The 26,230-nt window shown below is 32.2% G+C and carries 28 protein-coding genes; 8 read left to right on the top strand and 20 right to left on the bottom strand.

Translation table 11 applies throughout. The features are described from left to right. Nucleotide 1: 1 nt before the first annotated feature. Genes murC through mraZ form a run of 10 tightly spaced genes read right to left on the bottom strand, consistent with a single transcriptional unit; the run spans nt 2 to nt 11,365 of the window. The gene (gene murC / locus HX088_RS05170) at nt 2-1,342 is read right to left on the bottom strand and encodes a UDP-N-acetylmuramate--L-alanine ligase (RefSeq protein WP_286483606.1); all 1,341 of its coding nucleotides are present in this window, start codon (nt 1,340-1,342) and stop codon (nt 2-4) included. Further along, nucleotides 1,342-2,448, bottom strand: coding sequence for an undecaprenyldiphospho-muramoylpentapeptide beta-N-acetylglucosaminyltransferase (murG, locus tag HX088_RS05165; protein WP_171621899.1), 1,107 nt, complete (start codon nt 2,446-2,448; stop codon nt 1,342-1,344). Before murG ends, murC begins: the two co-directional genes overlap by 1 nt. After that, entirely contained in the window at nt 2,420-3,619 is a 1,200-nt protein-coding gene (locus tag HX088_RS05160) for an FtsW/RodA/SpoVE family cell cycle protein (protein ID WP_225539373.1), read from the bottom strand. Before HX088_RS05160 ends, murG begins: the two co-directional genes overlap by 29 nt. A 14-nt stretch (nt 3,620-3,633) precedes the next feature. Then, the gene (murD, locus tag HX088_RS05155) at nt 3,634-4,968 is read right to left on the bottom strand and encodes a UDP-N-acetylmuramoyl-L-alanine--D-glutamate ligase (RefSeq protein ID WP_225539372.1); all 1,335 of its coding nucleotides are present in this window, start codon (nt 4,966-4,968) and stop codon (nt 3,634-3,636) included. A 2-nt stretch (nt 4,969-4,970) separates the two neighbouring features. After that, entirely contained in the window at nt 4,971-6,212 is a 1,242-nt protein-coding gene (mraY, locus tag HX088_RS05150) for a phospho-N-acetylmuramoyl-pentapeptide-transferase (RefSeq protein ID WP_171621896.1), read from the bottom strand. Nucleotides 6,213-6,215: 3 nt separating this feature from the next. Beyond that, the gene (locus HX088_RS05145; RefSeq protein ID WP_286483605.1) at nt 6,216-7,679 is read right to left on the bottom strand and encodes a UDP-N-acetylmuramoyl-L-alanyl-D-glutamate--2,6-diaminopimelate ligase; all 1,464 of its coding nucleotides are present in this window, start codon (nt 7,677-7,679) and stop codon (nt 6,216-6,218) included. Beyond that, on the bottom strand, nt 7,676-9,658 hold the full coding sequence (locus tag HX088_RS05140) for a PASTA domain-containing penicillin-binding protein (RefSeq protein ID WP_286483604.1): 1,983 nt from the start codon (nt 9,656-9,658) through the stop codon (nt 7,676-7,678). The genes HX088_RS05145 and HX088_RS05140 overlap by 4 nt, the downstream gene beginning before the upstream one ends. Then, nucleotides 9,636-9,995, bottom strand: a complete 360-nt coding sequence (locus tag HX088_RS05135) for an FtsL-like putative cell division protein (RefSeq protein WP_171621893.1) — start codon at nt 9,993-9,995, stop codon at nt 9,636-9,638. Before HX088_RS05135 ends, HX088_RS05140 begins: the two co-directional genes overlap by 23 nt. A gap of 10 nt (nt 9,996-10,005) precedes the next feature. Beyond that, on the bottom strand, nt 10,006-10,911 hold the full coding sequence (gene rsmH, locus HX088_RS05130; protein WP_188319191.1) for a 16S rRNA (cytosine(1402)-N(4))-methyltransferase RsmH: 906 nt from the start codon (nt 10,909-10,911) through the stop codon (nt 10,006-10,008). Continuing rightward, complete coding sequence (mraZ, locus tag HX088_RS05125; protein WP_225539369.1) at nt 10,904-11,365, bottom strand: division/cell wall cluster transcriptional repressor MraZ; 462 nt, start codon at nt 11,363-11,365, stop codon at nt 10,904-10,906. The genes rsmH and mraZ overlap by 8 nt, the downstream gene beginning before the upstream one ends. A gap of 261 nt (nt 11,366-11,626) precedes the next feature. Here mraZ and HX088_RS05120 point away from each other — a divergent pair, with 261 nt between their 5' ends. Together HX088_RS05120 and yihA are read left to right on the top strand one after the other, a co-directional pair. Beyond that, on the top strand, nt 11,627-12,409 hold the full coding sequence (locus HX088_RS05120; protein WP_171621890.1) for an alpha/beta fold hydrolase: 783 nt from the start codon (nt 11,627-11,629) through the stop codon (nt 12,407-12,409). A gap of 2 nt (nt 12,410-12,411) precedes the next feature. Continuing rightward, nucleotides 12,412-13,044, top strand: a complete 633-nt coding sequence (yihA, locus tag HX088_RS05115) for a ribosome biogenesis GTP-binding protein YihA/YsxC (RefSeq protein ID WP_171621889.1) — start codon at nt 12,412-12,414, stop codon at nt 13,042-13,044. Between the two features lie 32 nt (nt 13,045-13,076). Here yihA and HX088_RS05110 read toward each other — a convergent pair whose 3' ends face one another. The 3 genes from HX088_RS05110 to HX088_RS05100 all read right to left on the bottom strand — a co-directional run bounded on the left by HX088_RS05110 (nt 13,077) and on the right by HX088_RS05100 (nt 15,286). Further along, nucleotides 13,077-13,400, bottom strand: coding sequence for a hypothetical protein (locus tag HX088_RS05110; protein WP_286483603.1), 324 nt, complete (start codon nt 13,398-13,400; stop codon nt 13,077-13,079). Between the two features lie 31 nt (nt 13,401-13,431). Then, nucleotides 13,432-13,851 (bottom strand): type II 3-dehydroquinate dehydratase, encoded by a 420-nt coding sequence (locus tag HX088_RS05105; protein WP_286483602.1) that lies wholly within the window; start codon nt 13,849-13,851, stop codon nt 13,432-13,434. Between the two features lie 154 nt (nt 13,852-14,005). Beyond that, a complete protein-coding gene (locus HX088_RS05100) occupies nt 14,006-15,286 on the bottom strand; it encodes a replication-associated recombination protein A (protein WP_286483601.1) in 1,281 nt (426 codons plus the stop codon). A 117-nt stretch (nt 15,287-15,403) separates the two neighbouring features. Between HX088_RS05100 and HX088_RS05095 the strand changes: the two genes are divergently transcribed. The 5 genes from HX088_RS05095 (at nt 15,404) to mscL (ending at nt 18,017) form a co-directional block, all read left to right on the top strand. Continuing rightward, nucleotides 15,404-15,805 carry a hypothetical protein gene (locus HX088_RS05095; RefSeq protein WP_286483600.1) on the top strand — a complete coding sequence of 134 codons (402 nt, stop codon included), beginning with the start codon at nt 15,404-15,406 and terminating at the stop codon, nt 15,803-15,805. A 73-nt stretch (nt 15,806-15,878) separates the two neighbouring features. Continuing rightward, nucleotides 15,879-16,370, top strand: a complete 492-nt coding sequence (locus tag HX088_RS05090; protein WP_225541092.1) for a thioredoxin family protein — start codon at nt 15,879-15,881, stop codon at nt 16,368-16,370. Between the two features lie 98 nt (nt 16,371-16,468). Next, nucleotides 16,469-16,702: a membrane protein insertion efficiency factor YidD gene (gene yidD / locus HX088_RS05085; RefSeq protein ID WP_171621883.1), complete on the top strand. Its 234-nt coding sequence runs from the start codon at nt 16,469-16,471 to the stop codon at nt 16,700-16,702. Continuing rightward, nucleotides 16,702-17,598, top strand: a complete 897-nt coding sequence (gene lgt, locus HX088_RS05080; protein ID WP_171621882.1) for a prolipoprotein diacylglyceryl transferase — start codon at nt 16,702-16,704, stop codon at nt 17,596-17,598. Before yidD ends, lgt begins: the two co-directional genes overlap by 1 nt. Before the next feature lie 32 nt (nt 17,599-17,630). Beyond that, on the top strand, nt 17,631-18,017 hold the full coding sequence (gene mscL / locus HX088_RS05075; RefSeq protein WP_171621881.1) for a large-conductance mechanosensitive channel protein MscL: 387 nt from the start codon (nt 17,631-17,633) through the stop codon (nt 18,015-18,017). A 76-nt stretch (nt 18,018-18,093) separates the two neighbouring features. Here mscL and HX088_RS05070 read toward each other — a convergent pair whose 3' ends face one another. Continuing rightward, nucleotides 18,094-20,601, bottom strand: a complete 2,508-nt coding sequence (locus tag HX088_RS05070) for a TonB-dependent receptor (RefSeq protein ID WP_286483599.1) — start codon at nt 20,599-20,601, stop codon at nt 18,094-18,096. 237 nt (nt 20,602-20,838) lie between these two features. Here HX088_RS05070 and HX088_RS05065 point away from each other — a divergent pair, with 237 nt between their 5' ends. Further along, on the top strand, nt 20,839-21,165 hold the full coding sequence (locus HX088_RS05065; RefSeq protein ID WP_171621879.1) for a Spy/CpxP family protein refolding chaperone: 327 nt from the start codon (nt 20,839-20,841) through the stop codon (nt 21,163-21,165). Between the two features lie 696 nt (nt 21,166-21,861). Here HX088_RS05065 and HX088_RS05060 read toward each other — a convergent pair. The 6 genes from HX088_RS05060 to HX088_RS13910 form a co-directional block, all read right to left on the bottom strand. Then, entirely contained in the window at nt 21,862-22,587 is a 726-nt protein-coding gene (locus HX088_RS05060; RefSeq protein ID WP_286483598.1) for a hypothetical protein, read from the bottom strand. 107 nt (nt 22,588-22,694) lie between these two features. Then, a complete protein-coding gene (locus HX088_RS05055) occupies nt 22,695-23,534 on the bottom strand; it encodes a phage tail-like protein (protein ID WP_286483597.1) in 840 nt (279 codons plus the stop codon). Nucleotide 23,535: 1 nt separating this feature from the next. Further along, nucleotides 23,536-24,441 carry a hypothetical protein gene (locus HX088_RS05050; RefSeq protein WP_286483596.1) on the bottom strand — a complete coding sequence of 302 codons (906 nt, stop codon included), beginning with the start codon at nt 24,439-24,441 and terminating at the stop codon, nt 23,536-23,538. A 638-nt stretch (nt 24,442-25,079) separates the two neighbouring features. Then, a complete protein-coding gene (locus HX088_RS05045; protein ID WP_171621877.1) occupies nt 25,080-25,364 on the bottom strand; it encodes an addiction module antidote protein in 285 nt (94 codons plus the stop codon). A 6-nt stretch (nt 25,365-25,370) separates the two neighbouring features. Continuing rightward, nucleotides 25,371-25,670 (bottom strand): type II toxin-antitoxin system RelE/ParE family toxin, encoded by a 300-nt coding sequence (locus tag HX088_RS05040; protein ID WP_286483595.1) that lies wholly within the window; start codon nt 25,668-25,670, stop codon nt 25,371-25,373. 225 nt (nt 25,671-25,895) lie between these two features. Next, nucleotides 25,896-26,192, bottom strand: a complete 297-nt coding sequence (locus tag HX088_RS13910; protein WP_353619283.1) for an IS1 family transposase — start codon at nt 26,190-26,192, stop codon at nt 25,896-25,898. Nucleotides 26,193-26,230: the final 38 nt, after the last annotated feature.

Here is a 26,230-nt window from a genome sequence, read left to right as displayed (position 1 = left end):
TTTATGCTTCACTTAACCATTCTTTTATTGGTTTAACAATTGTATCAATATTTCCTGCTCCTACAGTTAATAACACATCAAAATCTCGTTTTTTGATGTTCGCTAAACTATCTTCTAATGAAGATACTATTTTTTCTTGTAAATCTACCTTTTCTAACAACCAATTTGATGATACACCTTCGATTGGAAGCTCTCTTGCCGGATAAATATCTAATAAAATAAGGCTATCTAATTGGCTTAAACTTGCTCCAAACTCATCAGCAAAATCACGTGTTCGTGTAAATAAATGAGGTTGAAATACTCCTAACACTTTTTTACCCGGATATAATTCACGAACTGAACGAATTGCAGCATTCAATTCTGTTGGATGATGTGCATAATCGTCGATATAAATTTTTCCATTTGCTTCGAAACGATTAAAGCGTCTTTTCACTCCCACAAAGCTTGCTAAAGCGTCTTTTATTTTATCAAGAGAAATCCCTAAATATTCTGCTACAGCTAATGCTGCAAGAGCATTTTCCATATTATGATGACCTGGCAATAAAATTCCGATGTTTTGCATTTCTCCATGAGGAGTCGTTACATCAAAAACATAATGCCCGTCAATAATTCTTACATTATGCGCATTATAATCAGCATCTTCTTCAACTCCGTAAGTAAAAGCATTTTCAAAATTTAAACCTTTGCGAACAAATAGTTTTTCTTCTACAATTGCTGCAAATTCTTGAAATGATTTTTTTACTTCTTCACGCTCTCCATAAATATCCAAATGATCAGGATCATCACTTGTAATAATGGCTAATTTCGGAGAAAGGCGTAAAAAAGAACGGTCAAATTCATCGGCTTCAGCAACCGTATATTTAGAGCCATTTAGAATGATATTTGAATCGTAATTTTCTGCAATACCACCTAAAAATGCTGTACTTTCTACTTCTGCTACTTTTAGGATATGCCCTAAAATAGACGAAGTTGTTGTTTTCCCGTGCGTTCCCGCAACGCCAATATTGTAGGTATGTTTGGTAATTTCACCTAACACTTCAGAACGTTTCATGACTTTAAAATCATTCACTAAAAAATAATTTAGTTCAGAATGATCTTTTGGTACCGCTGGTGTATAAATCACCAATGTATTTTCTGGTTTAATTCCTGCTGGAATTAACTCGATATCATCTTCGAAATGAATATCAATTCCTTCAGTAATCAATTCAGTTGTCAGTTCGGTTTGTGTTTTGTCATAACCTGCAACTTCTTTTCCGATTGATTTGAAGAAACGTTCCAACGCACTCATTCCGATTCCTCCTGCACCGATGAAATAATAATATGTTTTATCTAAAATATTCATTATAATAAATTCAATAATATATCTACAATCTCTTTTGTCGCATTCGGTTTCCCTAATTGCTTGATGTTTTGAGATAATTTATTTTTTAATTTTTCATTGTTTGCCAAAGCAATTACCTCTTTGACTAAATTTTGTTTTGCATCTGCATCTTTTACCATAATCGCAGCCTCTCTCTCAACCAACGCTTGCGCATTTTTAGTTTGATGATCTTCTGCCGCTGTTGGTAAAGGAAGCAAAATTGTTGCTTTACCAACTATACACAATTCCGAAATTGCCATAGCTCCTGCACGAGAAACAATCATATCCGAAGCTGCATACGCATCTTTCATGTTGTAAATAAATTCGGTTACATGAATGGTTGGATATTTATCTCCAACCAAGTTTTTGATTTTTTGATAATCTAACTTTCCTGTTTGCCAAATTAACTGAACACCACTTGCAACAAATTCCTCAAGGTTTTCTAACCATGCATTATTCATTGCTCTTGATCCTTGCGAACCTCCAACAGATAAAATAGTTGGTTTTTCTGGATCTAATCCAAAAACAGAAATTGCTTCTGATTTGGATGGTAAGTTTTGAAAAATTTCGGCACGAATTGGATTTCCTGTGTAATGCACTTTTTCTTGTGGAAACTGTGAAATTCCTTCGTAAGCTGTACAAATAGCCTTTGCTTTATTTTTCAAAATTTTGTTGGTAACACCCGGAAACGAATTTTGTTCTTGTAATAAAATCGGAACATTTTTGCTTCCCGCTATCCACAACATTGGTCCACTTGCATAACCTCCTGTACCAATAGCTAAGTCTGGTTGAAAATCAGTATAGATTTTCTTTGCAAGACTTAAACTTTTTATCAATTTGAAAGGAAATTTTAAATTCGCTTTCATATTACTTCTATCAAATCCAGAAATTGGTAAGCCTTTTATAGCATAACCAACTTTTGGTACTTTTTCCATTTCCATTCTTCCTTCTGCTCCTACAAACAGAATTTGAGCATCTGGCAAACGACGTTTTATTTCATCTGCGATTGCTATAGCTGGATATATATGTCCACCTGTTCCTCCGCCACTTATCAAAACTTTAGGCGATGTCTTCGATGTATTCTTCACTTAATACTTTTCTATCTTGTTCTAATTCTTCTTTCGATTTAATTTGAGTACTAACACTCAAAATTATTCCGAACGAAATACATGTCATCCAAATGGATGTTCCACCATAACTAATCATTGGTAATGGTTGTCCTGTTACTGGAATTAAATTTACAGCAACCGCCATATTCACCATTGCTTGAACGATAATTGGTAGGCCGACTGCAAATACAAGTAGCGTACCAAAAATGGTATGAATTTTAGATGCGATGATACAAATTCGAATTAATATCAAAAGAAAAATTCCAATTAATAAAATTGCACCAATGGCACCGTACTCTTCTACAATAATTGCGAAGATAAAATCGGAAGAAGACTGAGGTAAAGTCTGTTTAAAAACACTTTTTCCTGGTCCTGCCATTTCATTTAAACCTCTTGCAATTGCTGCTTTTGCGTGTAGAACTTGGTAGCTTTCTAAACCCGAATCATCATTAAATTTCTCTATACGTGACATCCATGTGTGTACACGCGAATTTGCAATTAAATCTGGTTTATTAAAAGCCAACCAAATAAATCCTCCTCCTAAAAGAATCCCTAATCCTGCAATTGTAAATAAATACTTGAATGGAAATCCTCCAATAATCAATAATATCCCACACATTCCAGCTAACATCAACGCTGTTGATCCATTAGAAGGAAAAATTAATCCTACAATAGCAAGGATTGGTAAAAATAAAGGAATTAAGGTATTTTTCCATGTATATTCTTTGTCTCTATTTTTTGTCAAATAACGAGCTATATAAATCAACAATGCTTGTGAAGCTATCATAGATGGTTGAATACCTATCCCTGTTCCTGGAATCGTCAACCATCGAGCAGCATTTGCCCCACCGATTGTTTGTCCTTGTACGAGCGTCAGGATCAAAACTACTGAAAGTAAAAGAACTGCACTTAAAGCAAATAGGCCAAACCAACGATAATCCACACGCTGTAATCCATAAATGAAAAATAAACCAATTAAAAGAATTACGGCATGTTTACCTAAATGTCCAAAAATAGTTCCTGAACCTACTGTATACACCAAGTTAGAACTTGCCGAATAAACTGGTAAGAACGAAAATAATGCTAACAATAAAATGAAAGCCCAAAGCGGTTTATCGCCTTTAAAATATTTTTGTACGATGGTAGACATTGGTTAGTTTGTTATTATAATTTGCGTACGTTTTCTTTAAATTGATCGCCACGATCTTCGTAACCGTTGAACAAATCGAAACTTGCACAAGCTGGTGATAATAAAACCGTTTCTCCTTTTGTTGCCAATTGATAGGATTGAGCAACACAATCTTTCATATTATTCGTTTCGACAATTGTATCGATGTATGGACTGAAAAAATCAATAATTTTGGCATTATCTACACCCAAACAAACGATTGCTTTTACTTTCTTTTTAACGAAAGGTAAAACTTCGCTATAGTCGTTTCCTTTATCAGTTCCACCAACAATCCAAACGATTGGTTTCGTCATACTTTCTAACGCATAATAAGTTGCATTAACATTTGTTGCTTTAGAATCGTTGACAAAATCAATTCCGCCAATTGTCAAAACAGGTTCTAAACGATGTTCAACAGATTTAAAATCCGACAAACTCTTTTTTAGATCCTCATTATTGATTTCAATAATTTTTGCAGCTACAGCCGCAGCCAATGAATTAGAAACATTGTGTTTTCCAATTAATCCTAAATCATTCACTAACATTGTAAAATCACCATTCGAATCGCTCACACGGAACAATTCATTATTTGCGTATGCTTCATTTGTTGCATCCATCATTGTGAACGGTTTACGATGAGCGCGAATATTCATCTGATCTATCATCTCCATTGTTTTTGGATCATCCAAATTGTAGATAAAATAATCGTTTTCATCTTGGTTTTCAGTTATTCTGAATTTAGCCTTTGCATACAAATCAAACTGATAGTTGTATTGGTCTAAATGATCTGGTGTAATGTTTAATAAAATTGCAACATACGGTTTGAAATCTGTTTTAATATCGTCTAACTGAAAACTACTCACTTCTAACACATAATAGTCGAAGTTATCTTCAGCTACAGATTTTGCAAAACTTTTTCCGATGTTACCACCTAATCCTACATTTAATCCAGCTTGCTTTAGGATATGGAACATCAAACTTGTTGTTGTTGTTTTTCCATTAGATCCTGTAATCGCAATAATTTTTGCATCTGTGTAACGAGATGCAAATTCAATTTCAGAAATAATTGAAACGCCTTTCGCTTCTAATTTCTGAATTAGTGCTGCTTTCTTAGGAATACCTGGACTTTTCATGATTTCGTCTGCATTCAAAATTAAATCTTCTGTATGCTGTCCTTCTTCATAAGCGATTCCGTGCTCCTCCAAAAGTTGTTTATATTTATCTTTTATTTGTCCCATGTCTGAAAGAAAAACCTCAAAGTTTTCTTTCTTCGCAAGAATAGCTGTTCCTACGCCACTTTCTCCTCCTCCTAAAACGACTAATCTTTTCATTTTTATCTAATCTTTAAGGTAATAATACTAATTACCGCTAAAATGATTCCGATGATAATGGCACGAACCACGATTTTACTTTCGTGATATCCTAATTTTTGAAAATGGTGATGTAAAGGAGACATCAAAAAGATTCTACGACCTTCACCAAATTTCTTTTTCGTGTACTTGAAATAAGACACTTGCAACATCACTGACAAACTTTCTGCGAAAAATATTCCACACAAAATCGGTAGTAACAATTCTTTTCGAACGATAATTGCCAAAACTGCGATAACACCTCCAATTGTCAAACTTCCTGTATCACCCATGAATACTTGCGCCGGATAGGTATTGTACCAAATAAATCCGATCAAACCTCCAAGGAATGCACCACAGAAAATTAATACTTCTTCGGAACGAGGAATAAACATAATATTCAGATAATCTGCGAACATGATATTTCCCGAAACGAAAACAAACATAGCAATCGCCGCCATAATTACAGCTGAACTACCAGCTGCTAAACCATCGATACCGTCTGTTAAATTGGCTCCATTCGAAACTGCTGTAATGATAAAAATTACCGCAAAAATGAAAATTGCTGCAACTGCCCATGTAGGACGATCTTCTGCATCCATCCAAAATAAAATATCTGAATAGTTAAATTCATTCCCTTTAACGAAAGGCATCGTTGTTTCTAATGTTTTTTCTTCTGGACCAAATTTAATTGCTCGATTGTATTCCGTTTGTTCAGTTCCTGCTTGGACTTTCACTCTGTTTTCTTGATGTTTTACAGTAACTGTTGGACTGAAATAAAGCATTAAACCAACTACAATTCCAAGACCCACTTGTCCTAAAATTTTAAATTTACCTTGTAAACCTTCTTTGTTTTTCTTGAATACTTTGATGTAATCATCTAAAAATCCAATAACACCTAACCAAATTGTTGAAACCAACAAAATGATGATGTAAATATTATCTAATTTTGCAAAAAGTAAAGTAGGAATTAACGTTGCTAATATGATGATTAAACCACCCATAGTTGGCGTTCCTGCTTTTTCGATTTGTCCTTTCAACCCTAAATCACGAACAATTTCACCCATTTGTTCTTTACGTAAATAACTAATAATTCGTTTTCCGTAAAACAAACTGATGAACATGGCTAATAAAATTGCCATTCCCGCACGGAAAGACGTGTATTGAAACATGCGTGCTCCAGGGAAATTGATACTCTCTAAATAATCAAATAAATAGTATAACATTCTTTATTTGTTCAATATTTTACTCAATTCTGACGCTATTTTAACATCAGAAAAATGTGTTCTTACTCCGTTAATTTCTTGATATGTCTCGTGACCTTTTCCTGCAATCAAAATAATATCTTTTGGCTCAGCCATTTTAAGTGCTGTTTTTATAGCTTCTTTACGATCTGTAATTTTCAAAGTGCGATTATAAAATTGCGGTTTCACACCAACTTCCATTTCACGTAGAATCTCTTCTGGATCTTCTGTTCTTGGATTATCTGATGTAAAAATGGCAAGATTAGATTTTTCGCTTGCGATATCAGCCATTTCAGGACGCTTTGTTTTATCGCGATCTCCACCACAACCTACAACTGTTATTAATTTTTCATTTTTGGTACGAATCCCTTCAATTGTATCCAAAACATTTTCTAAAGCATCTGGCGTATGTGCATAATCTACAATCACAATAATACCTGATTTCGTTTGAAATGTTTGAAAACGACCATCTACATTTCCAAGTGTGCTCAATGCTTTTAAGACTTCTAATTCATCTTGCCCTAAAATTGAGGCTATACCAAAAACTAATACTAAATTATAGGCATTAAATTGACCAATTAATGATGTCCAGAATTCTTTTCCATTGAATTCTAATTGCATTCCATCAAATTGATGTTCGATAATTTTTCCTTTGAAATCTGCATCAGTTTTTAGTGCGTACAATCTTTTTGTTGCCACTGTATTCTGAAGCATCACTTTTCCATTTTTATCATCTGCATTTGAAATTGCTGTTGACGTTTTTGGTAAATCGTCGAAAAATTTCTTTTTAGCTGCAAGATAATTTGCAAAAGTTTTATGGTAATCCAAATGATCGTGTGTGATATTCGTAAATCCAGCAACTTCGAAATGTAAACCTGCAATTCTATTTTGATGAATTCCGTGCGAAGAAACTTCCATAAAAGCAAATTCGCAACCTCTATCTACAGCCTCACGAAACATTTTGTTTAATGTCAAAATATCTGGCGTTGTATGCGTAGATGGAATCACTTCACCATCAATTACAATTTTAATTGTCGAAATTAATGCGCAAGCATACCCTAATTTTGTAAACAATTCGTACAACAATGTCGTTGTTGTTGTTTTCCCATTTGTTCCTGTAACTCCAACAAGTTTTAAATCCTTTGTCGGATTTCCATAAAAATTAGAAGCTAAAACACCTAATGCGATTGTCGAATTTTCAACTTTTACATATGTTATACCATCAACTATATTTTCTGGTAAAATTTCACAAACAATTGCCTTAGCACCTAAATCTATTGCTTTACTTATATAGTGATGTCCGTCTACTGAAACTCCATTTACAGCAACAAAAACATCATCTTTTGATACTTTTCTTGAATCAAATTGAATAGTATTGACTTCAACTTTTGTTGAACCAATCGTTTCTAAGATGGAAACTTTAAATAATAGATCAACTAAATTTCTCATCCTTCCAACATTAAATAAATTGTCTCACCCTTCTTAAATCTTGTCCCTGCAGGAATGGATTGATTTGTCACTTTTCCAAATCCTGAATATTGCACATCTAAACCTAAATTTTCTAATACCGGAATTGCTTTAGATCCTGTATGACCAGTAACATTTGGCACTATATTTTTAGATTCATTAGTTACAATTTTATCTTCTTTTTTAAACTCATTCACCGCGTTCTTTTTTACTAAATCGCGTGGCAAAGGTATGGGAGTTTTTGAATATACCCAATCGGCAATTTTCTTAAAAACAGGAGCTGTTACACTTCCTCCATAAAATCCTTTGGCTGTATTTGGTTTATGTACGACAACAATACAAGAATACTTTGGTTTTTCTGCCGGAAAATACCCTGCAAACGAAGCACGATATTGCATTCCTCTACCATCTTTCTTCCAATAATCTACACGAGCAGTTCCTGTTTTTCCAGCGATATCGTAATTACTATTACTAATAATTTTACCTGTTCCTTGTTCAACTGCACCACGCAACATTTCTTGCATTTGTTTTACATTTTCCAAAGAAGTTAACTGATCAACCAAAACAACTGGTTCAAAAACTTTATCAGGTTCACCTTTACGTGTAATTTTATCCATAAATAATGGTTTCAACATTTTACCATTATTTGCAACTGCATTATAAAAAGTTACTATTTGTATCGGAGTTAATTGTAACCCATAGCCGTATCCCATAACTGGCAGTGTAATATTACTCCATGATTTACTATCTGGCGTATGCATAATTGGTTTTCCTTCTCCCAAAATATCTACACCAAGAGGAGAAGTCATATGCCATTTATCCATTTTTTCGAAGAAAGCTTTTGGGTTTTCTCCGTAATATTGATTAATAATTTTAGCTGTTCCAATATTCGATGATTTTTTCATCACACCATCTACCGTTAATGTTCCGTAACCATGTGAATCTGTAATTGTACGGCCATAAAATTTATAACTTCCGTTACCCGTTTCTACAGTTGAATTTTTATTGATATAACCATCATCCATTGCGGCAAGCAACGAAACTGTTTTAAAAGTAGATCCTGGTTCTGCAGCTTCTCCAACTGCATAGTTATAATCATCTATATATGTACCATCTTTTTTACGAGATAAATTAACAATCGCACGAACTTTTCCAGTTTTCACTTCCATAACAACAATACTTCCATGTTCTGCTTCGAATTCTGAAAGTTGTTTGTATAGCGCATCGTATGCAACCATTTGTAAATCGGCATCAATTGTCGTGTAAACAGAAGAACCTGATTGTGGTTCTTGTTCCCAACTTTTCATTGGTTTCCATTTTCCACGTCCCATGAATTGTTCCCAACGACGGCCTTCAACACCACTTAATAAATCAGAATAAGCACCTTCTAAGCCTACTTTACCACGACGATCATCGTAACCGATTGTACGAACGCCGATATCTTGAACTATTAATTCTCGTTTTGATTCTGTTTCATGGATAAATCCACCTCTATTTTGACCTTTATTAAAGATTGGGAATTTTCTGATTCGTTGATATTCTTCATAATCCAAATCCTTCACTAACATCATGTAGCGATTTTTCTTATTACGTTCTGTAGAAAATTTATCGTAAAAATAAGAAGGCGATTTTGTAAACATCTTACCTAAAGAATCGGCAAGATTATGCATTTCTGTCTTAAATAACTCATCTTTGATCACAGTTAAATCGACATAAATATTATGTTTTGTAACTGTAGTGGCCATTAAAGCACCATTTGAGGCGTACAAGTTTCCACGTTCAGCTGCAACTGTATCTAATCTAAAGTTGTTTTTTTCTGCAAACCGCTCTAATTCAACCCCTTCTATTATATTAATTCGAAACATAAAAACAATAATAAAGATGGCCCAGATCGCAAGTGCGCCGGCAAAAACCCATCCTTTGATGACCATATTGTTTTTATTTTTCGTCGATTGTGTCATACACTTTATCTACTATATAATAAGGTTGTTTATCTGGAATCTTCAAACCATACACTGCTGTACGCTCTAAGATTTCTGTTTCTAATTGCATACGCATCAAATCGCGATGCTTATCTGTATATTGAGATTTTAAATCTTCAACTTTATCTTGCAATTCAGCAATTCGAACTACTTTTCGATCCACTAAATGCGAGCTCGAAATACTCAAAAAAGCTAAACCTACCAAATACAACATAAACTTCCAGTTTTGTTCTGAGCCTGTTTTAATTAAAAACTCACCTCTCAACAAACCTGTAAACGTTTTTTTCTCTGGTAATATTTTTTTCTTTTTTGCCATTTCTTATCTATTAATCCTCATTTCGAACTGCAATACGCATTTTTGCACTACGCGCTCTCGGATTCTCATTTATTTCTTCTTGTGTTGGAACAATTACTTTGGATTGCAATGGTTTAAATGGCGCTGACCAATTTCCATACATATCACGTTCTGGCTCTCCTTCGAACATTCCATTTTTCATGTATCGTTTTGTTAAACGATCTTCTAAGGAATGATAAGAAATAATAACCAAACGCCCTCCTGGCTTAACAACTTCTCCACATTGTGTCAACATATCTTTTAACGCAGCCATTTCATCATTCACTTCGATTCGTAAAGCTTGAAACATTTGAGCAAAAAATTTATTTTCTTTCATTTTAGGAATAAACGAAAATACTTGCTTCAACTCTTCAATCGTTTCGATTTGCTTATCCGCTCTTGCTTTGACAACTTCTCTCGCTAAACGATATGAACCTTGCAATTCTCCAAAATCATAAAAAATACGCGCCAATTCTTCCTCTTCGTATTCATTAATAATTGTTTTTGCAGAAAGCGCTGCATTTTGATTCATTCGCATATCCAACTCTCCATCAAAGCGAGTTGAAAAACCACGTTCTGGTGTATCAAATTGATGAGAAGAAACCCCTAAATCACCTAAAACACCATCCACTTGTTTTACTCCACGAAATCTTAAATTATTTTTTAAGAATCGAAAGTTTTGTTCAACTAACTCAAATCGATCATCATCAATTTTATTACGAATTGCATCAACATCTTGATCAAACGAAAACAATTTTCCGTTTTGATCCAAACGATTTAATATTTCACGCGAGTGTCCTCCACCCCCGAACGTACAATCTACATATATTCCCGACTCATTAATAATTAATGCATCGACACTATCTTTTAATAACACTGGATTATGATACTCACTCATCTTCACTTAAATTTCCCATTACTTCTTCTGCCAAAGTAGCAAAATCCAAATCATCTACATTGATCGACTCTTCGTATTTGTCTTTATCCCAAATTTCGATCATATTTACAGAAGAATTCAGCACTACTTCTTTATTAATTTCTGCAAATTTCACCAAATCTTTTGAGATTTGTAACCTTCCATTCGCATCAACTTCGACAATTTTTAATCCAGCCGTAAAAATTCGAATGAAATCATTATTTTTTTTCACAAATCGATTCAATTTGTTCAAATCATTCATCACTTTTTCCCATTCTTTCATCGGATGAAGCTCTAAACAATTTTGAAACACAGATCTCTTCAACACAAAGCCATCCTCCAAACAATCAGCAAGTTGTTTCTTCAAACCCGCTGGTATTGGGAGTCTACCCTTTGTATCTACCTTACACTCATATGTTCCAATTAATGAATTCATGATAGAATTTTTTCAAAAATAAAAAAAATATTACCACTTATTACCATTTTTTACCACTTTTATTGAAATAGTTATTAACAATTTGAAATTTAGTATCAAACAGTTAGAGTTTTTATCACGTAAAACCCTTATTTATTTTGAATTTTAACATTTATATAGACCTTGTTTTAGATCAGACAAAACACAGTTATTAAAGTTTTTTAGATAAAGCACTATTTAAAAAATATAATTAATTAAATTTGTCGACTTAATATCGAGTAAATGTTTTTTAGCTTAAAGAAAAAAGATAAGTTCTCTTACATAGAAGAAGGAGAAGGACAACCAATTGTTTTACTTCACGGTTTGATGGGTGAACTTAGCAATTTCAGCTCACTTACAAATTATTATGCGCAAAGAGGGTATAAAGTTTTCGCACCAGAATTACCTTTATATTCTTTATCTGTTCTTAATACAAACATCAAGAATATTGCAAAACATGTTGCAAATTTCATTGAAGAAGTCGTTAAAGAACCTGCTATTTTAGTAGGAAATTCTTTAGGAGGACATATTGGTTTGATGGTGTGTCATAGACATCCAGAATATGTAAAAGCTCTTTGTTTGACAGGAAGTTCTGGTTTGTACGAGAAATCATTTGGTGAAACCTATCCAAAACGTGGTAACTACGAATATGTAGAACGTAAAACACGCGAAGTTTTTTATGATCCAATGATTGCTACAAAGGAAATTGTTGATGATGTTTTTAACACTGTAAACGATAGAAATAAAGCAATCAAAACGTTGTACATTGCCAGAGATGCGATTAAATCTAACATGAAAGAAGACTTAAAAGACATCAAAATTCCTGTTTGTTTAATTTGGGGGAAACAAGACAATGTTACACCACCAGAAGTTGCGGTAGAATTTAACGAAGAATTGCCTGATGCTTCTCTTTATTGGATTGATAAGTGTGGACATGCTCCGATGATGGAACATCCTGAGATGTTTAACGAAATTTTATACAAATGGCTGATCGAAAAACAATTGGATCCAGCTACTAAAGCATAAATATGATTAAAAAAGCTGAATTCGTAAAAAGTTCGCAAAAATATACAGATTGCCCTCCTCCATTCAAGCCAGAATATGCTTTTATTGGACGATCTAACGTAGGTAAATCATCATTAATTAATATGTTGTCAGACAAAAAAGCATTAGCTAAAACATCTGCAACACCAGGAAAAACACAACTTATCAATACATTCGAAATGGATGATACTTGGTATTTAGCTGATTTACCTGGTTATGGTTTTGCAAAAGCACCAAAAGGTGTTCGTGGAGGATTTAATAAAATGATTTACGATTACATTGAGTTTCGTAAAAACTTAGTCAATGTTTTTTTATTAATTGACTCGCGTCATTCACCTCAAAAAATAGATTTACAGTTTATGGAATGGCTTGGAAACAAACAAATTCCTTTCGCTATAGTGTTTACAAAATTAGACAAACTAACCAGTACACAAATGCAAAAAAACTTAACTCATTATAAAAATGAATTGCTAAAAACTTGGGAAGAATTACCCAAAGTATTTACAAGTTCTTCTTCGAGTAAGATTGGTAAATTAGAAATTTTGGGATACATCGACAGCTTAAACGAGCATCTGGTAGATGAATTCAAAAAAGAACAATATAAAAAAGAATATTAAAAAAAGTCGGAACTGTGTTCCGACTTTTGTATTTATTCTCCTAATTCATCAGATTTCGTTTTCAAATCTTGCACGCAAGGTTTTACAAATTCCATCAATCGATCTTGTAACTCTTTGGATGGATTATTCATTTGCATCATTTCTGCATAGGTAAATTCTTCTAACATTTTATCTGTAGCACAACTACAATACTCTTTAACTAATTCTTTCTTTTTTGGAGACATTTCAGAAGTTATCGCTTCTGTTTCGCAAGCTAACAAAGCTTGATTTCTCATTCCATCATCATTTTTATCAGATTTAGAATCACAACTAATCATTGATAATCCTATGGTTAAACCTACAATAAATCTTTTCATAATTAAATAGCCTTTATACAAATTAAAGTCATTATTTCACAAAACAGTTAACCGCTTCATTGTATCCTGCTAATCCTTTTCCAGAAATAATTTTTTCACAATTTTCACCCGTCACACTATTTTTTCTAAAATCTTCACGTGTATAAATATCCGAAATATGTACTTCGATTACTTTTGTTTTAATTGCTTTTATTGCATCTGCAATTGCATAAGAATAATGGGTGTACGCACCCGCATTCAAAATAATTCCATCATAGATAAAGCCCACTTCATGCAATTTATCGATAATATCACCCTCGTGATTTGATTGATAATAATGCAATGAAACGTCAGGAAATTGTTTTTTCATTTCAATAAAAAAATCTTCAAATGTTTGTGTGCCGTAAATTTCTGGTTCACGTACACCAAGTAAATTTAAATTAGGCCCGTTTATAATTTGTATTTGTTTCATTATCTTTATTTTACAACTTATTAAGTTTTTATTTAATTTTCATTAACTCTTTGGCATAGTAATTGCAAAATATAGTGCAACCAACCTAATACTATAGATTGTAACCAATCTAAATCTTAAAAATCTCAGTTAATCACAATTAACTGAGATTTTTTTAATAGCCATACTTTCCTTTCCACTTCTGATTAAGTGATTGTTTATCTATATATTCTCTCTTATTATTCCCTGGTTCGTAAAGTGTTGTTCCAGAAATTTCATCAGGTAAAAATTCTTGTTCAGCAAAATTACCTGGAAAATCGTGCGAATATTTGTATTCTTTTCCATAATCCAAGTCTTTCATCAACTTAGTTGGTGCATTTCTCAAATGTAAAGGTACAGGTAAATCGCCCGTTTGTTTTACAATTTGTTGCGCTTTACCAATTGCTAAATACGTTGCATTACTTTTAGGTGAATTGGCTAAATAGATTGCACATTGACTCAATAAAATACGAGATTCAGGGTAACCAATTACCGATACAGCCTGAAATGTGTTATTTGCTAAAATCATCGCAGTTGGATTTGCATTTCCTACATCTTCCGAAGCAGAAATCAACATTCTTCGTGCAATAAATTTTAAATCTTCTCCACCTTCTATCATTCTTGCTAACCAATAAACCGCTCCATTTGGATCAGAACCTCGAATTGATTTTATAAAAGCCGAAATAATATCATAATGTTGCTCACCTGTTTTATCGTAACGAGCCAGATTTTGCTGAATACGTTCGTGAACAATTTCATCGTTAATGATGATTTTCTCAGTTGAAGAAAAACTATTGATTACCAATTCTAACCCATTCAATAATTTTCTTGCATCTCCTCTCGAATAACGTAACAACGCATTTGTTTCAATTAATTCTATATCTAATTGAGATAAAACACTATCTTTTTTTATAGCTCGTTCAATTAAATCAACCAAATCTTCTTTTTCCAGATGTTTCAAAACATAAACTTGTGCTCGAGAAAGTAAAGCAGGTACCACTTCGAAACTTGGGTTTTCAGTCGTAGCCCCAATCAATGTCACCAATCCCGTTTCGACAGCACCTAATAAACTATCTTGTTGCGATTTATTAAAACGATGAATTTCATCAATAAATAGAATTGGATTTTTTGTTCCTGAGAATAAATTTTGACTCTTCGCCTTTTCGATTACTTCGCGCACTTCTTTCACGCCAGAATTTATCGCACTTAATGTATAAAAAGGACGATCTGTTAATTCAGAAATTAATTGAGCAAGTGTTGTTTTTCCAGTTCCTGGAGGTCCCCAAAAAATCATCGAAGCAATCATATCATGTTGCAACATCATTTTAATTGGACCATTATTTCCTACCAAATGTTTCTGATTAATGTATTCCTCGAGCGTTTTGGGACGCATTCTTTCGGCTAAAGGCGTATTCATAAAATCCTATTTAGACTTCAAAGTTAACGAATGTTTTGCCAAATTGAATGATTTTTTAAGCGACATATTTTGGCTTTTGAATCTATTTTCTTTGTCATAGAATAAAAATTAAACATGATGAAGAAACCGTTAGAATGTGCTTTGATTTTAACAAGAAAGCACCAACTTTTGGGTGATAAAATTGCTTTATCAACTGATTATTTAAAGAAAATTGAACTAAATGATAAGCAAACTGAAATCAACAAACAAATGGTTGATTTTTTGATTGAATTGCAAGAGTTCGTAGAATTTATAAAAGTGAATCAAGAGCTTAAATTAATGTACACGGAGTTGGTAAATTACTATTTTAAGCAAATTCATCATCAAATTAATTTTTATGAGATCGAATTAGATCGATTAGAATTTGAATCTAAATTCTCTATCAATTTGATTAATCAAATTAAACGAAATGAAAAAAATGGTGAAATAAATTCGGTTCAAGAAAAACTAAATTCATGCTACAATATCATTAATTCGTAGAAAAAATATTTCGGCATAATTTTTTATTGTAAATTCGAATTAATATTTAGAATTTGAAATGAAAAAATTAACCATGTTTTTTAGCTTAATGATGCTATCGTTGAGCTTTGTATTTGGTCAACAAACAGAAAAGCCAAAAATTTATAATGAAGAAGCAAATCCTAAAGTAGATATTGCGAATGCTGTACAGAAGGCTTCTGCTGAAAAGAAACATATTTTGTTACAAGTTGGTGGAAATTGGTGTGCTTGGTGTATTATGTTTGATAAGTTGACAAAAGAAAATGAAGAAGTAAAAAATTATATCGCGAATAATTACGAAGTCGTTCATGTGAATTATTCGAAAAATAATAAAAATGAAGAAACATTAGCTGCTTTGAAACATCCAGAGCGTTTTGGTTTTCCTGTTTTTGTAATCTTAGATGAGAAAGGAAACTTGATTCATACGCAAAACTCTGCTTATTTAGAAAGCAAAGAAGCAAAAGGTCATGATCCGAAAGTGGTTTTGGAGTTTTTACAAAACTGGTCGTACAAAGCTTTAGATCCTGCAAGCTATATTAAAAAATAGTTTTTATAATACGATTATTGTTTTTAAGAATCAATCTGCAAAGTATAAATCTTTTGGATTGATTCTTTTTTATTTCTGTTATTGATTAACTTTGCGAGATGAACAATTTTTTGGTAAAACCATTTATTTTATTGGTTCGATTTTATCAATTAGCAATTTCTCCGTGGATGGGAAGTAATTGTAGGTATCAACCAACTTGCTCATCGTATATGATTGAAGCATTAAAAGAACATGGCTTATTGAAAGGTTTGTGGCTCGGAACTAAAAGAATTGGTCGTTGTCACCCTTGGGGAGGACATGGATATGACCCTGTACCTAAAAAGAAAAATTAATGCTTAACTTAATTTCGTTTATCAATTGGGATCCAACACCTTATTTATTTGAAGTAGGTGGATTCAAAGTACATATTTACAGCTTGTGCTGGATAGTAGCCTTTGTTGTAGGTTGGTATTTGATGTCAAACATTTTCAAAAAAGAAAATCAGAAAAAAGAATTACTTGATCCTTTATTCTTATATACTTTTATCGGAGCAATTGCGGGAGCAAGATTGGGAGAATATTTATTTTATGATCCTTCTGCTTTTATAGAAAAACCTATCGAGGTCTTTTTACCTGTACAACACGCTCCAGGAGAAAGTGCTTTTTTTGGTTTATTACAAAATTACGAATTTGTAGGATTTAGCGGATTAGCAAGTCATGGTGCTGCATTGGGAGTAATCTTAACTTCGTATTTATTTAGTCGAAAATATTTGCATCGTAATGTCTTATGGTTGTTAGATAGAATGGCAGTTGTTGTTCCATTTGGCGGAGCTGCTGTTCGAATTGGAAACTTTTATAATTCTGAAATCGTTGGAAAAGCATCCGATTTACCATGGGCAGTAAAGTTTCATCAACAAAGTTTAGGATATGGAGAAATTATTCCTCGTCATCCAGCTCAAATTTATGAAGCAATTGGCTATTTTATATTAGGCTTTATCATGCTTTATATGTATCATAAAACAGATAAAAGAAAATATCTTGGCGCTATGTTAGGTGTGTTCTTATTTTTATTATTTTTAGTCCGATTTGTTGTTGAGTTTTTCAAAGAAAACCAAGGCGAAGAAGCTGTTGCCGAAGCTATAAACATTGGACTAAACAATGGTCAAATTTTAAGTATTCCATTTATGTTAATCGGTCTTTACTTATTCATCTCTTCTAAAAATAGATTAGATACCAATCAACCAAATTAAATATTATAAACTTTTGAAATAAATTTAAACTTATGGGATTTTTTAAAGAATTTAAAGAGTTTGCTGTAAAAGGCAACGTAGTAGATTTAGCTGTCGGTGTAGTGATCGGTGGTGCTTTTGGTAAAATTGTAACTTCTTTGGTAGAAGACATTATTACTCCAGCAATCTTAACTCCAACATTAGAAAAATTACAATTAAACAATTTAGCTGAATTAGTAATTCCGGGTACTGCAATTAAATACGGTATGTTCATATCAGCTTCAATATCGTTCATAATTGTTGCTTTCGCTTTATTTGTAATGATTAAAGGAATCAATAAATTAAAAAGAGAAGAAGCGCCTGCAGAAGAAGCACCTGCTGGTCCAACACAAGAAGAATTATTGGCTGAAATTCGTGATTTGTTGAAAAACAAATCTTAATTTTCGCTTGATTTTATAAAAAAAGGTTCGCAAATGCGAACCTTTTTTTATGATCTATAACAACCTAAGAAGCTGCCTACATTTGCATTTCTTCTCCCATCTCTTCTGCTTCAGGACGTTGTCTATTTCTATCTTTTTCATTTGTGTTCTTGAAACGATAAGTAAACGATAAATTAATCGAACGTTTCATCCAACGCATACTTTGATAATTAATATAATCCGATCCGTATTGTGTCATTTCACGTTTTCTTGAATTAAAAACGTCACGTACATTTAAAGATAAAGTAGCTTGTTTATTAAATAAATCTTTTGATAAAGAAAAATCCATTGACAAGTTATCTTCAATTTTTTGTTGCGCGGTTTTCATACTTCCCATGTAATTTCCAGCAACTTGAATTTTGAAATCTGCTGGTAAAGTAAAGTTAGATGATAAGCGTCCTCGAGAACTAAATCCGTCACCAGAAAAATCTTGTGCGTCTACTTGAGTAGAAACAATTCCTGTTTCAGGATCTTTTATTTCATTCGTTTCTTCGTAATATCCTGTTCTTTTGTATCCAAATAAATTCACATTCAACATCAAATTCCACCATCTTGCAGGTTTATAAGTTGCTGTTAAATCTAATCCATAACGATCTTCTTCACCTGCATTTATAGGCTTTGTAATGAATACATCTTCTCCGCTATCGTTGATATTTTTACGTTGAAACTGGTTAATCATATCTGTTGTTCTTTGGTAAAATAAACTTGGTGTAACCATTAATTTACCCACAGAAGCAATATAAGATAACTCTAAAGAGTTTGTATAGGTAGGATTAAGATCTGGATTTCCGTTTCTTACATTTCTATCGTCTGTAGCAGAGAAGAAAGGCATTAACATGAATCCCATTGGACGACGAACACGACGAGAATAACTTAATTGCATCTCGTTTTTATCCGTAAACTTATAGTTTAACGTTAACGTTGGAAATAAATCTGTGTATTTTTTAGAGATGTTTTCTCCTGTCGTATAATTCTTAATTTTCATATCAGAACTTTCCACGCGTAAACCTGCAAAATATTGGAACTTTTCTCCAATCGCATTTCCGTATTGTGTATAAGCGGCTAATACATTTTGTTGGTTATCTATATTTGCAAAAAACCTATCGTCTTCCACATAATTGCCATTATCTTCTAAGAAATAAGTTCTATTATTTGTTTTTGTATCACTAAAATCTGCACGAGCTCCCAATTCGAACTTCCCTTTTTCTCCAATTGGACGTACATAATCTGCTGTTATGACAACATTTTTCTGATCTTCTAAATTATCTGTAATACGATTTGAAAACTCATCAACATACGAATTTGTTGTATTGTCAAATCTTTTTGTTAATCCTTTAACCAAACCATCTTCATCTTCTTTTTGACTTGAGAATCGACCTGTGAAAACAAACTCGTGTCCTTTTTTATCAAACTCGTGTTTGTAGTTTAAATCAAAATCAAAGTTATTCTCGATTTCTTTTTCATCTTGAAGATTGTACTCATTTTTCAAGAAAGTCATCGCATTATCAAAATAATTATAATCAACCAATGCGTTATTATTTCCATTATTATAACGATAACCAGCCGATAAACCTACTGTGTTTTTATCATCTAAATAATATTCACCACCTAAACGAATATTATAATTTCTTCTAATTCTATTGTTATCTCGATCCGTTGATCTGTATTGTTTTACGACATCAGTACCTTTATTAAAACTTGTCATAAAAGCCGAACCTTCTCCTTCTCGATCCGCATAACGAGATCCTAAAGTTGTGTAGATATTGTATTTTTTCGTTTTATAATTTAAGTTCACATTTCCTCCAATCATGGTTGGAATCCCTCCATTCAAAGTTACAGAACCATTAAAACCAGCATTCGATCCTTTTTTCAAGACAATATTAATAATCCCTGCCGAACCAGAAGCTTCATAACGCGCCGATGGATTTGTCACCAACTCGATACGTTCTACATTTTCTGCCGGAATATTCTTTAAAGCATCTGCTACACTCGAAACACCTAACATACCTGATGGTTTACCATCAATCAAAAATTTGACATTATCATTTCCACGAAGCGAAACGTTACCTTCGGCGTCAACTTGTACAGATGGCACATTCGCTAAAGCGTCTGACAACGATTGACCTTGTGACATCGGGTCGTTTGCCATGTCATAAACTTTCTTATCTAATTCTACTTTGTAGATTGGTTTTTCTGCCGTTACAACAGCGGCATCTAAAGAAACAGTTTGAGAACCTTTCACAGAAAAAGTTCCTAAATCTAAAGCTGATGTTAAGCTAAGTTGCTTTTCTATCACATCATACCCCATTGGTTCTATGACCAAAATATATTCTCCTGCTTGTGCTTCTACCACAAAATCACCTTTTGCATCTGTAGCACCTTCGGCTACAACCCCTTCTTCAGTACTTTCAAGCGATATTGTAGTGTACTCTACAGGTTTGTTGTCGCTCGACAAGACTTTACCTCTAATTTTTAAAAGTTCTTGTGCATTCAAACTTGCACAAACACAAATAAACATTAGAGCAAATAAATTTCTTAACCTCATTTGTTCAATTTTTCTTTTACGTAGTTCTAAATTTTACAACTTATTAGACAAACCTTTTTCAAAAAGGTTTAATTCATAATAAAAAATATTCAAAAAAATTTGTCGTAATTCAACTATTGTTGTTACAATCTTTTATAAGTTATTGTATTATTCGATTAAAAATTTAACAAAACTTAGATTAAACCTTTTTTGTTATTTGATGTCTTAAGAGAGAATAAACAGTAAAAGTTGATAATTATGAGAACAGCATTTTATAAATATTTAGGTTTGGGATTAATTGCTTTCACTTTAACAACTGCATCAGCGCAAGATAGAAAAGAAGGTTCGAGAGAGCAAAAACTACAACAATTAAAAAAAGATTTGAATTTGACAGATGCACAAGTCATCAAAATAAAACAAATTGAAGACAGTTATGTTGATGAAAAACTTGAATTGAAAAAGAAAATGAGAGAAGTTCGTCAAAAAGAATTTAATGAAATCGATAATGTTTTTACGCCAGAACAGCGCGCCACATTAAAAGAGTTACACAACAAAAGACATCAAAATAGAAAAGGAGCTAATTAATAGCTCCTTTTCTATTGACCTATTGATTATTATTGGCGACAAATTACAGTTTATGCAATAAGGTATACGTCCTGTTTTATCCTCTATTTTTTTGAATGATAAAATAGTCTATTTCTTCGAACAAGTGTCGAAGAATATTGTTTAAAAAAAGCATATTAGTTGGTCTATTATTTTTGCATGAAATTCTATAATTTGGTACCACTTTATAAAATAACAAAAGGCAAACAAACGTTTGCCTTTTGTGTTATTGTGAATTAATACGTTGTGTAAATAACAACACATCTGATACACAAGGTTATCAAATGAATTGACTTTAGCTGTTTTAAACGCATAAAAATACCCAATAGTAGAGATTAGTCCACTATTGAGTAAAATTATTTTATAGTTAATTAATTGTTTTTGTGAGTATTGTGTAAAAACAACACATTTGGAACACTACCCCATTATAGATTCCTTGACTTTCTCCTCCTTGTACATAACACACGACTTCACCTTTGGTGAATTATTCCCTATTGCTACATTTCAGTCACATTTTGTACCAAAAAAATAAGCTGTTGTACTTTATGCAACATTGGTTATATTTCTTAAAGGATAAACATGTAAAATTTCTCTTTGTTGTTTTATTCCAACTCCCTCTTGTGTATTTATAGTTGCAGAAAAAATAAAAAAAGTATTATAGTCAGTTTAAGTTTATAATTAAAATAGTTTTTCTATGCTTATGAATGTCTGATCTTCAGGTTCTACTGTATAAACATCTGCAACAGTAAGTATAGCTACACCTGCTGATACTTGTATTTTAAATTTGTCACCTTTGTTAAACATCCCTACAAATTCCATTGAACCTGTTCTGTTTGCACCTGCTGTAATTAAAATAACTTCGTTGAGTTCAATATCATTTCGAGCAAGTATATAATCATTTTTTATTCCTTGAAAAGAAATAACAGGAGGAGTAACATGTAACCCAGATGTTTTTACTTTCAGACTGACAAGAATACGATAGAAGCCAGATTCTTTGATGGTAAAATTATTAAAGTTATCATTTACTATTCCACTTGTATCCAAAATACCTAATTCATCGTAATCATCTTGACTATTATATAAACCAAAAGGGACATCATTTCTTCCACACCCAACTAAAACGCATGCTATTTGTGGACGATATGGATCTGAAGTGTTCATACTCAGTCGAGTAGATTTGTTACGATTTTTTTCGTAAAGCATAGATTTCCATTTTTCACCATCGTAAACGACTACACGCTGTATATCATTTTGATACATTACCATACCTTCCATAGTATGGTCATCTGTAAAGAGATCTACTTCTGATGTGTTATACAAAGGTAATTCGGTTTCGTTCTCTACTGTGGGAATCATCATTCCTTTAGATTTTGCAGCATTATTTTCGATATTAATAAGGTTCAAAATTCCTTTATCACTGATAGCTGTTTCTCTTCCAATATTAACCTGGGCATTTGTAACTAATGTAGTTAAAAATATTACTAAATTAAATAATATATGTTTTTTCATTATCAGTCTATTTTTTCGATGTATAAATATGAATCTATGTCACTTGGTACAAAGGTAACGCCAGCTCCCAAAGATATTCCAGAACCTGCTGTAATTCCTGCTTTTACTCTAATTTTGTCACCTGACCTTAAATATTTTGTTACATTAAAAGAGTTTACTGTTCCAAAATTCCCAACGGTTATAACTAATCCATCGAGTAAGTAACTGTTTTCATTAATTTTTTGCCAACCATCATTTATTGCTCCAACATACAATGCCTGCAATGACAGAATAATAGAAACATTACCAACAGCTAAACCTCCGGCTCCAGTAGCTTTCAGAGAAGGGTTTATTTTATAATATCCATCTTTTATAATCGTTACCTCTCCATTAGGGTTAACAATAAGTCCAAGGTTATTTATAATATTTCTATCTGGATTATGTGATATCGTATATTTTATAATTGGACGTCCTGTAATTCCCAAAACACTTGCTACCACTTCATTCGGAGCATCAGACCCCAAGATGGTCAAATTACGATAATTTCGGATACTTTTTTCGTTACTCGACAACCATTTGTATCCATCGTATTTCATTACTTCTTTGGTCGCTTTATTATACATTAACAAACCATTGTCTATTTCTACATTTGTATAATTATCAGGTTGCGCTAAGTCATAGTGAGGTAATTCCGTTTCGTTATTAACACTTGGTAAAATCACACCTTGTGTATTACTATCCACTTGTAAAAGTGCTTTAGGATGTACAATTCCATCCCCATTAGCCGATATTTTGACTTGCCCATTAGCACTATATAAAATACATAAGCCTACACTTATTAATAATGGTATATTTATTCTCATCTTAATCGCTTATTTTAGTAAATAATATTTCTCTTGCATAATTAGCTGCTATTGTTGGATTATCTTTAGCTGTAAGACTATTTCCTAATCCTACTCCTGCTAAAGGAGAGTGTATTCTTAAAACAAGAGAATCTCCTGCTTGTAATCGAACCGTAGTTGTAGCAAACGCTGCTGTATCAGAATCTCCTCCAATTCCAAGAACAGAATACGCGTCTGGTAAAAAAGTTAATAATTTTGTTTCATTAGTCGTATTAATTGAAGAGTTATTCTTATAGAGATAAAGCTGATATTGAGGATCTCCTGTTAAAGATAAAACTCCTACTGTTTTCGACGGAATATTAATAGCTATTTCATAAACACCATCTTGTGTAATAGCAAATTCTGAATCAGCACGCTCTCTGTTACCAGAAGAACTTGTAGTTCGTCCAGGTCGTTTTATAATCCCTAAATTATTGTAAACTTCTTTAGGAAAATCTAAGGGTTCGTGACGACCACAAACAATAACAACTACAACTGAACCACATGTAACAGCTCTTTCTTCATTACCATTTGTTGTAAAACGAGCTCTATTTGCTTCGAAACTAGTATTATCTTTAGCTTCATTCAACCATTCCTGTCCATTATAGCTATGAAAAGTAGAATAAGTGGTATTATGCATAATGTTTCCTATCATTGTAGGATCATCTTCATAATTATCTGGTTCGGAAGAATTATATAGAGGTAAATACTCTTCTTTTGTAATTGCAGGAAGCATTACTCCATAATTATCTCCATTATATTGTCCGTCTATTTGTAAGATGGCATGTTCATGTATGTCGATCGTATTTTTTTTTGTAATCCCTACTTGGGAATAACTAAAAATACACGACATAAAAATAAAAAATAATTGAAATTTATTATAATTCATATTCTTAATTGTATTTGTTTAACTATTTATTTAGGGTAGTTTTTGAATGTTATAGCGTTTCATAATTTTGTTTTTGTCATTTATCAAGGTGAAATTTGTTCAATGTACGTTGTTGAAATAAATCATAAACTATTCATTTTAAATTAATTATATTGTTAGATTAACGTTCACTTTAAATTGATTACTAAAATGTAAAAACTAGCTTTTCTTAAGAAAAAGCTAGTTGGTTTAGCTAATTATGTCCTTATCCTGTATTACAGGTTTTACATAGTTTAATTGAGTTGCTAATTTACTAATTTATTGATATATAACATTAAATAGGAGTGAGTAAATATAATTTAGTCATTAATTATTTGTTTAATAAATGGATAAATTATTATTTATATGATTGTTAGGTTTTAAAAATTTTATGTTTATTATTTTAATTATTAATTAAAATTTAATACGTTAATATAATATTGACTTATTATTTTACTCATTATACCCGAAAAAAGTGATATTAGAATGGAGATAGAGGAGTATGAAAAATACTTGTCACTTCTAAAATAGAGATTGGTTTTAATGAGAACACCTACTAAACATAATTGATATTATAGGGCATTAAAAAAACCTCCAATTAGGAGGTCTATATTTATCTATTAAGCTTGAACAGGATTTACTTGTATTTGTCCTCCCACAGCTTTTAAAACTTTCATTATAGTTCCAAATTGAGGTTTTGAACCATCAGATAAAGCTTTATATAAACTTGGACGACTAAGACCTGTTTCTTCTGCTATTTTAGTCATTCCAATTGCTTTTGCAATGTTTCCAATAGCAGTGATGATTTCATTTTCATTACCATCTTCTAAGACTGCATTTAAGTATTCAGCAATCATTTCATTACTATCTAAATAATCGGCTATATCAAATTTTGATGTTTCCATGTTTCTTTATTTTTTTAATTTATCCCATATTTCTTTAGCTTTCTCAATATCTTTTTGTTGAGTAGATTTATCTCCTCCGATAAGCAGAATTACTATTTTACCATCCATTTCTTTGAAATACACTCTATATCCTTTAGCATAGTTGATCTTTAATTCTCGAATTCCATTGCCAACAGGTTCACAATCTCCAAAGTGTTCTTCTTTTTCTAATTTTTGAATTCTAACTAAAATTTTAGCCTTTGCTCGTAAGTCTTTTAACTTACAAAACCATTTATCAAAATCAGTAGTTTTTTCAATAAAGTACATTTCTTTTTGTATTCACTTGGATACAAATTTAATAATTTTTAAGGATATAAAAAAAAATGTATTTTAAACAATATACCTACTAAACATAATCTTAAATTACAAATCATAAAAAAACCTCCATTTGGAGGTTTTAAATTCTGTTTTACATAAAAGGTGTTATAAAATTTTAGTAAGATTGATTTATTTGGATAAATAGTCTGGTAGTTCAACTCCAAAAATAGATGGTTAAAATGGCAGATAGTATGTCCATGTTTTTTGTATACAAATGGTTTTTCGGTTTAATCGTTTTAGATGAGTGCGTAGATTAAGGTGATTTCTTTCGATATGATTGGTAGATCGAAACCTGGTTGAATGAAGTGCAGAAGGAATAACTAACCGATAAGTATTGAGTTTATCAGTATAAATCTTTGTTGGTTTTGTTTTAATGATAGGGTTAAGGAGTTTTTTGAAGATCTCTATTGTTCGATAACCGACATGAAAAGTATGAATTTTTCGAGTGTGAAGTGAAAAAGTATAGGTAATCCAAATAGGTTTTAGGCGTTTTTTATGAAAGGTTCTGA

Source organism: Empedobacter sp. 225-1 (assembly GCF_030328185.1).
Classification (GTDB): domain Bacteria; phylum Bacteroidota; class Bacteroidia; order Flavobacteriales; family Weeksellaceae; genus Empedobacter; species Empedobacter stercoris.
The sequence above is the reverse complement of the archived record's forward strand: the minus strand, read 5'-3'. Positions and strand labels throughout refer to the sequence as shown.

Bases quoted from the DNA above. Each gene is read 5' to 3' on its own strand.
- yihA (WP_171621889.1), top strand. From the start codon at position 12,412: ATGATTAAAAAAGCTGAATTCGTAAAAAGTTCGCAAAAATATACAGAT.
- HX088_RS05065 (WP_171621879.1), top strand. From the start codon at position 20,839: ATGAGAACAGCATTTTATAAATATTTAGGTTTGGGATTAATTGCTTTC.
- mraY (WP_171621896.1), bottom strand. From the start codon at position 6,212: ATGTTATACTATTTATTTGATTATTTAGAGAGTATCAATTTCCCTGGA.
- HX088_RS05135 (WP_171621893.1), bottom strand. From the start codon at position 9,995: ATGGCAAAAAAGAAAAAAATATTACCAGAGAAAAAAACGTTTACAGGT.
- HX088_RS05055 (WP_286483597.1), bottom strand. From the start codon at position 23,534: ATGAGAATAAATATACCATTATTAATAAGTGTAGGCTTATGTATTTTA.
- yidD (WP_171621883.1), top strand. From the start codon at position 16,469: ATGAACAATTTTTTGGTAAAACCATTTATTTTATTGGTTCGATTTTAT.
- HX088_RS05090 (WP_225541092.1), top strand. From the start codon at position 15,879: ATGTTTTTTAGCTTAATGATGCTATCGTTGAGCTTTGTATTTGGTCAA.
- HX088_RS05100 (WP_286483601.1), bottom strand. From the start codon at position 15,286: ATGAATACGCCTTTAGCCGAAAGAATGCGTCCCAAAACGCTCGAGGAA.
- HX088_RS05050 (WP_286483596.1), bottom strand. From the start codon at position 24,441: ATGAATTATAATAAATTTCAATTATTTTTTATTTTTATGTCGTGTATT.
- murD (WP_225539372.1), bottom strand. From the start codon at position 4,968: ATGAAAAGATTAGTCGTTTTAGGAGGAGGAGAAAGTGGCGTAGGAACA.
- mraZ (WP_225539369.1), bottom strand. From the start codon at position 11,365: ATGAATTCATTAATTGGAACATATGAGTGTAAGGTAGATACAAAGGGT.
- HX088_RS05105 (WP_286483602.1), bottom strand. From the start codon at position 13,851: ATGAAACAAATACAAATTATAAACGGGCCTAATTTAAATTTACTTGGT.
- HX088_RS05140 (WP_286483604.1), bottom strand. From the start codon at position 9,658: ATGACACAATCGACGAAAAATAAAAACAATATGGTCATCAAAGGATGG.
- HX088_RS05040 (WP_286483595.1), bottom strand. From the start codon at position 25,670: ATGTACTTTATTGAAAAAACTACTGATTTTGATAAATGGTTTTGTAAG.
- HX088_RS05120 (WP_171621890.1), top strand. From the start codon at position 11,627: ATGTTTTTTAGCTTAAAGAAAAAAGATAAGTTCTCTTACATAGAAGAA.
- HX088_RS05110 (WP_286483603.1), bottom strand. From the start codon at position 13,400: ATGAAAAGATTTATTGTAGGTTTAACCATAGGATTATCAATGATTAGT.
- murC (WP_286483606.1), bottom strand. From the start codon at position 1,342: ATGAATATTTTAGATAAAACATATTATTATTTCATCGGTGCAGGAGGA.
- mscL (WP_171621881.1), top strand. From the start codon at position 17,631: ATGGGATTTTTTAAAGAATTTAAAGAGTTTGCTGTAAAAGGCAACGTA.
- HX088_RS05160 (WP_225539373.1), bottom strand. From the start codon at position 3,619: ATGTCTACCATCGTACAAAAATATTTTAAAGGCGATAAACCGCTTTGG.
- HX088_RS05145 (WP_286483605.1), bottom strand. From the start codon at position 7,679: ATGAGAAATTTAGTTGATCTATTATTTAAAGTTTCCATCTTAGAAACG.
- HX088_RS05045 (WP_171621877.1), bottom strand. From the start codon at position 25,364: ATGGAAACATCAAAATTTGATATAGCCGATTATTTAGATAGTAATGAA.
- HX088_RS05095 (WP_286483600.1), top strand. From the start codon at position 15,404: ATGAAGAAACCGTTAGAATGTGCTTTGATTTTAACAAGAAAGCACCAA.
- rsmH (WP_188319191.1), bottom strand. From the start codon at position 10,911: ATGAGTGAGTATCATAATCCAGTGTTATTAAAAGATAGTGTCGATGCA.
- lgt (WP_171621882.1), top strand. From the start codon at position 16,702: ATGCTTAACTTAATTTCGTTTATCAATTGGGATCCAACACCTTATTTA.
- HX088_RS05070 (WP_286483599.1), bottom strand. From the start codon at position 20,601: ATGAGGTTAAGAAATTTATTTGCTCTAATGTTTATTTGTGTTTGTGCA.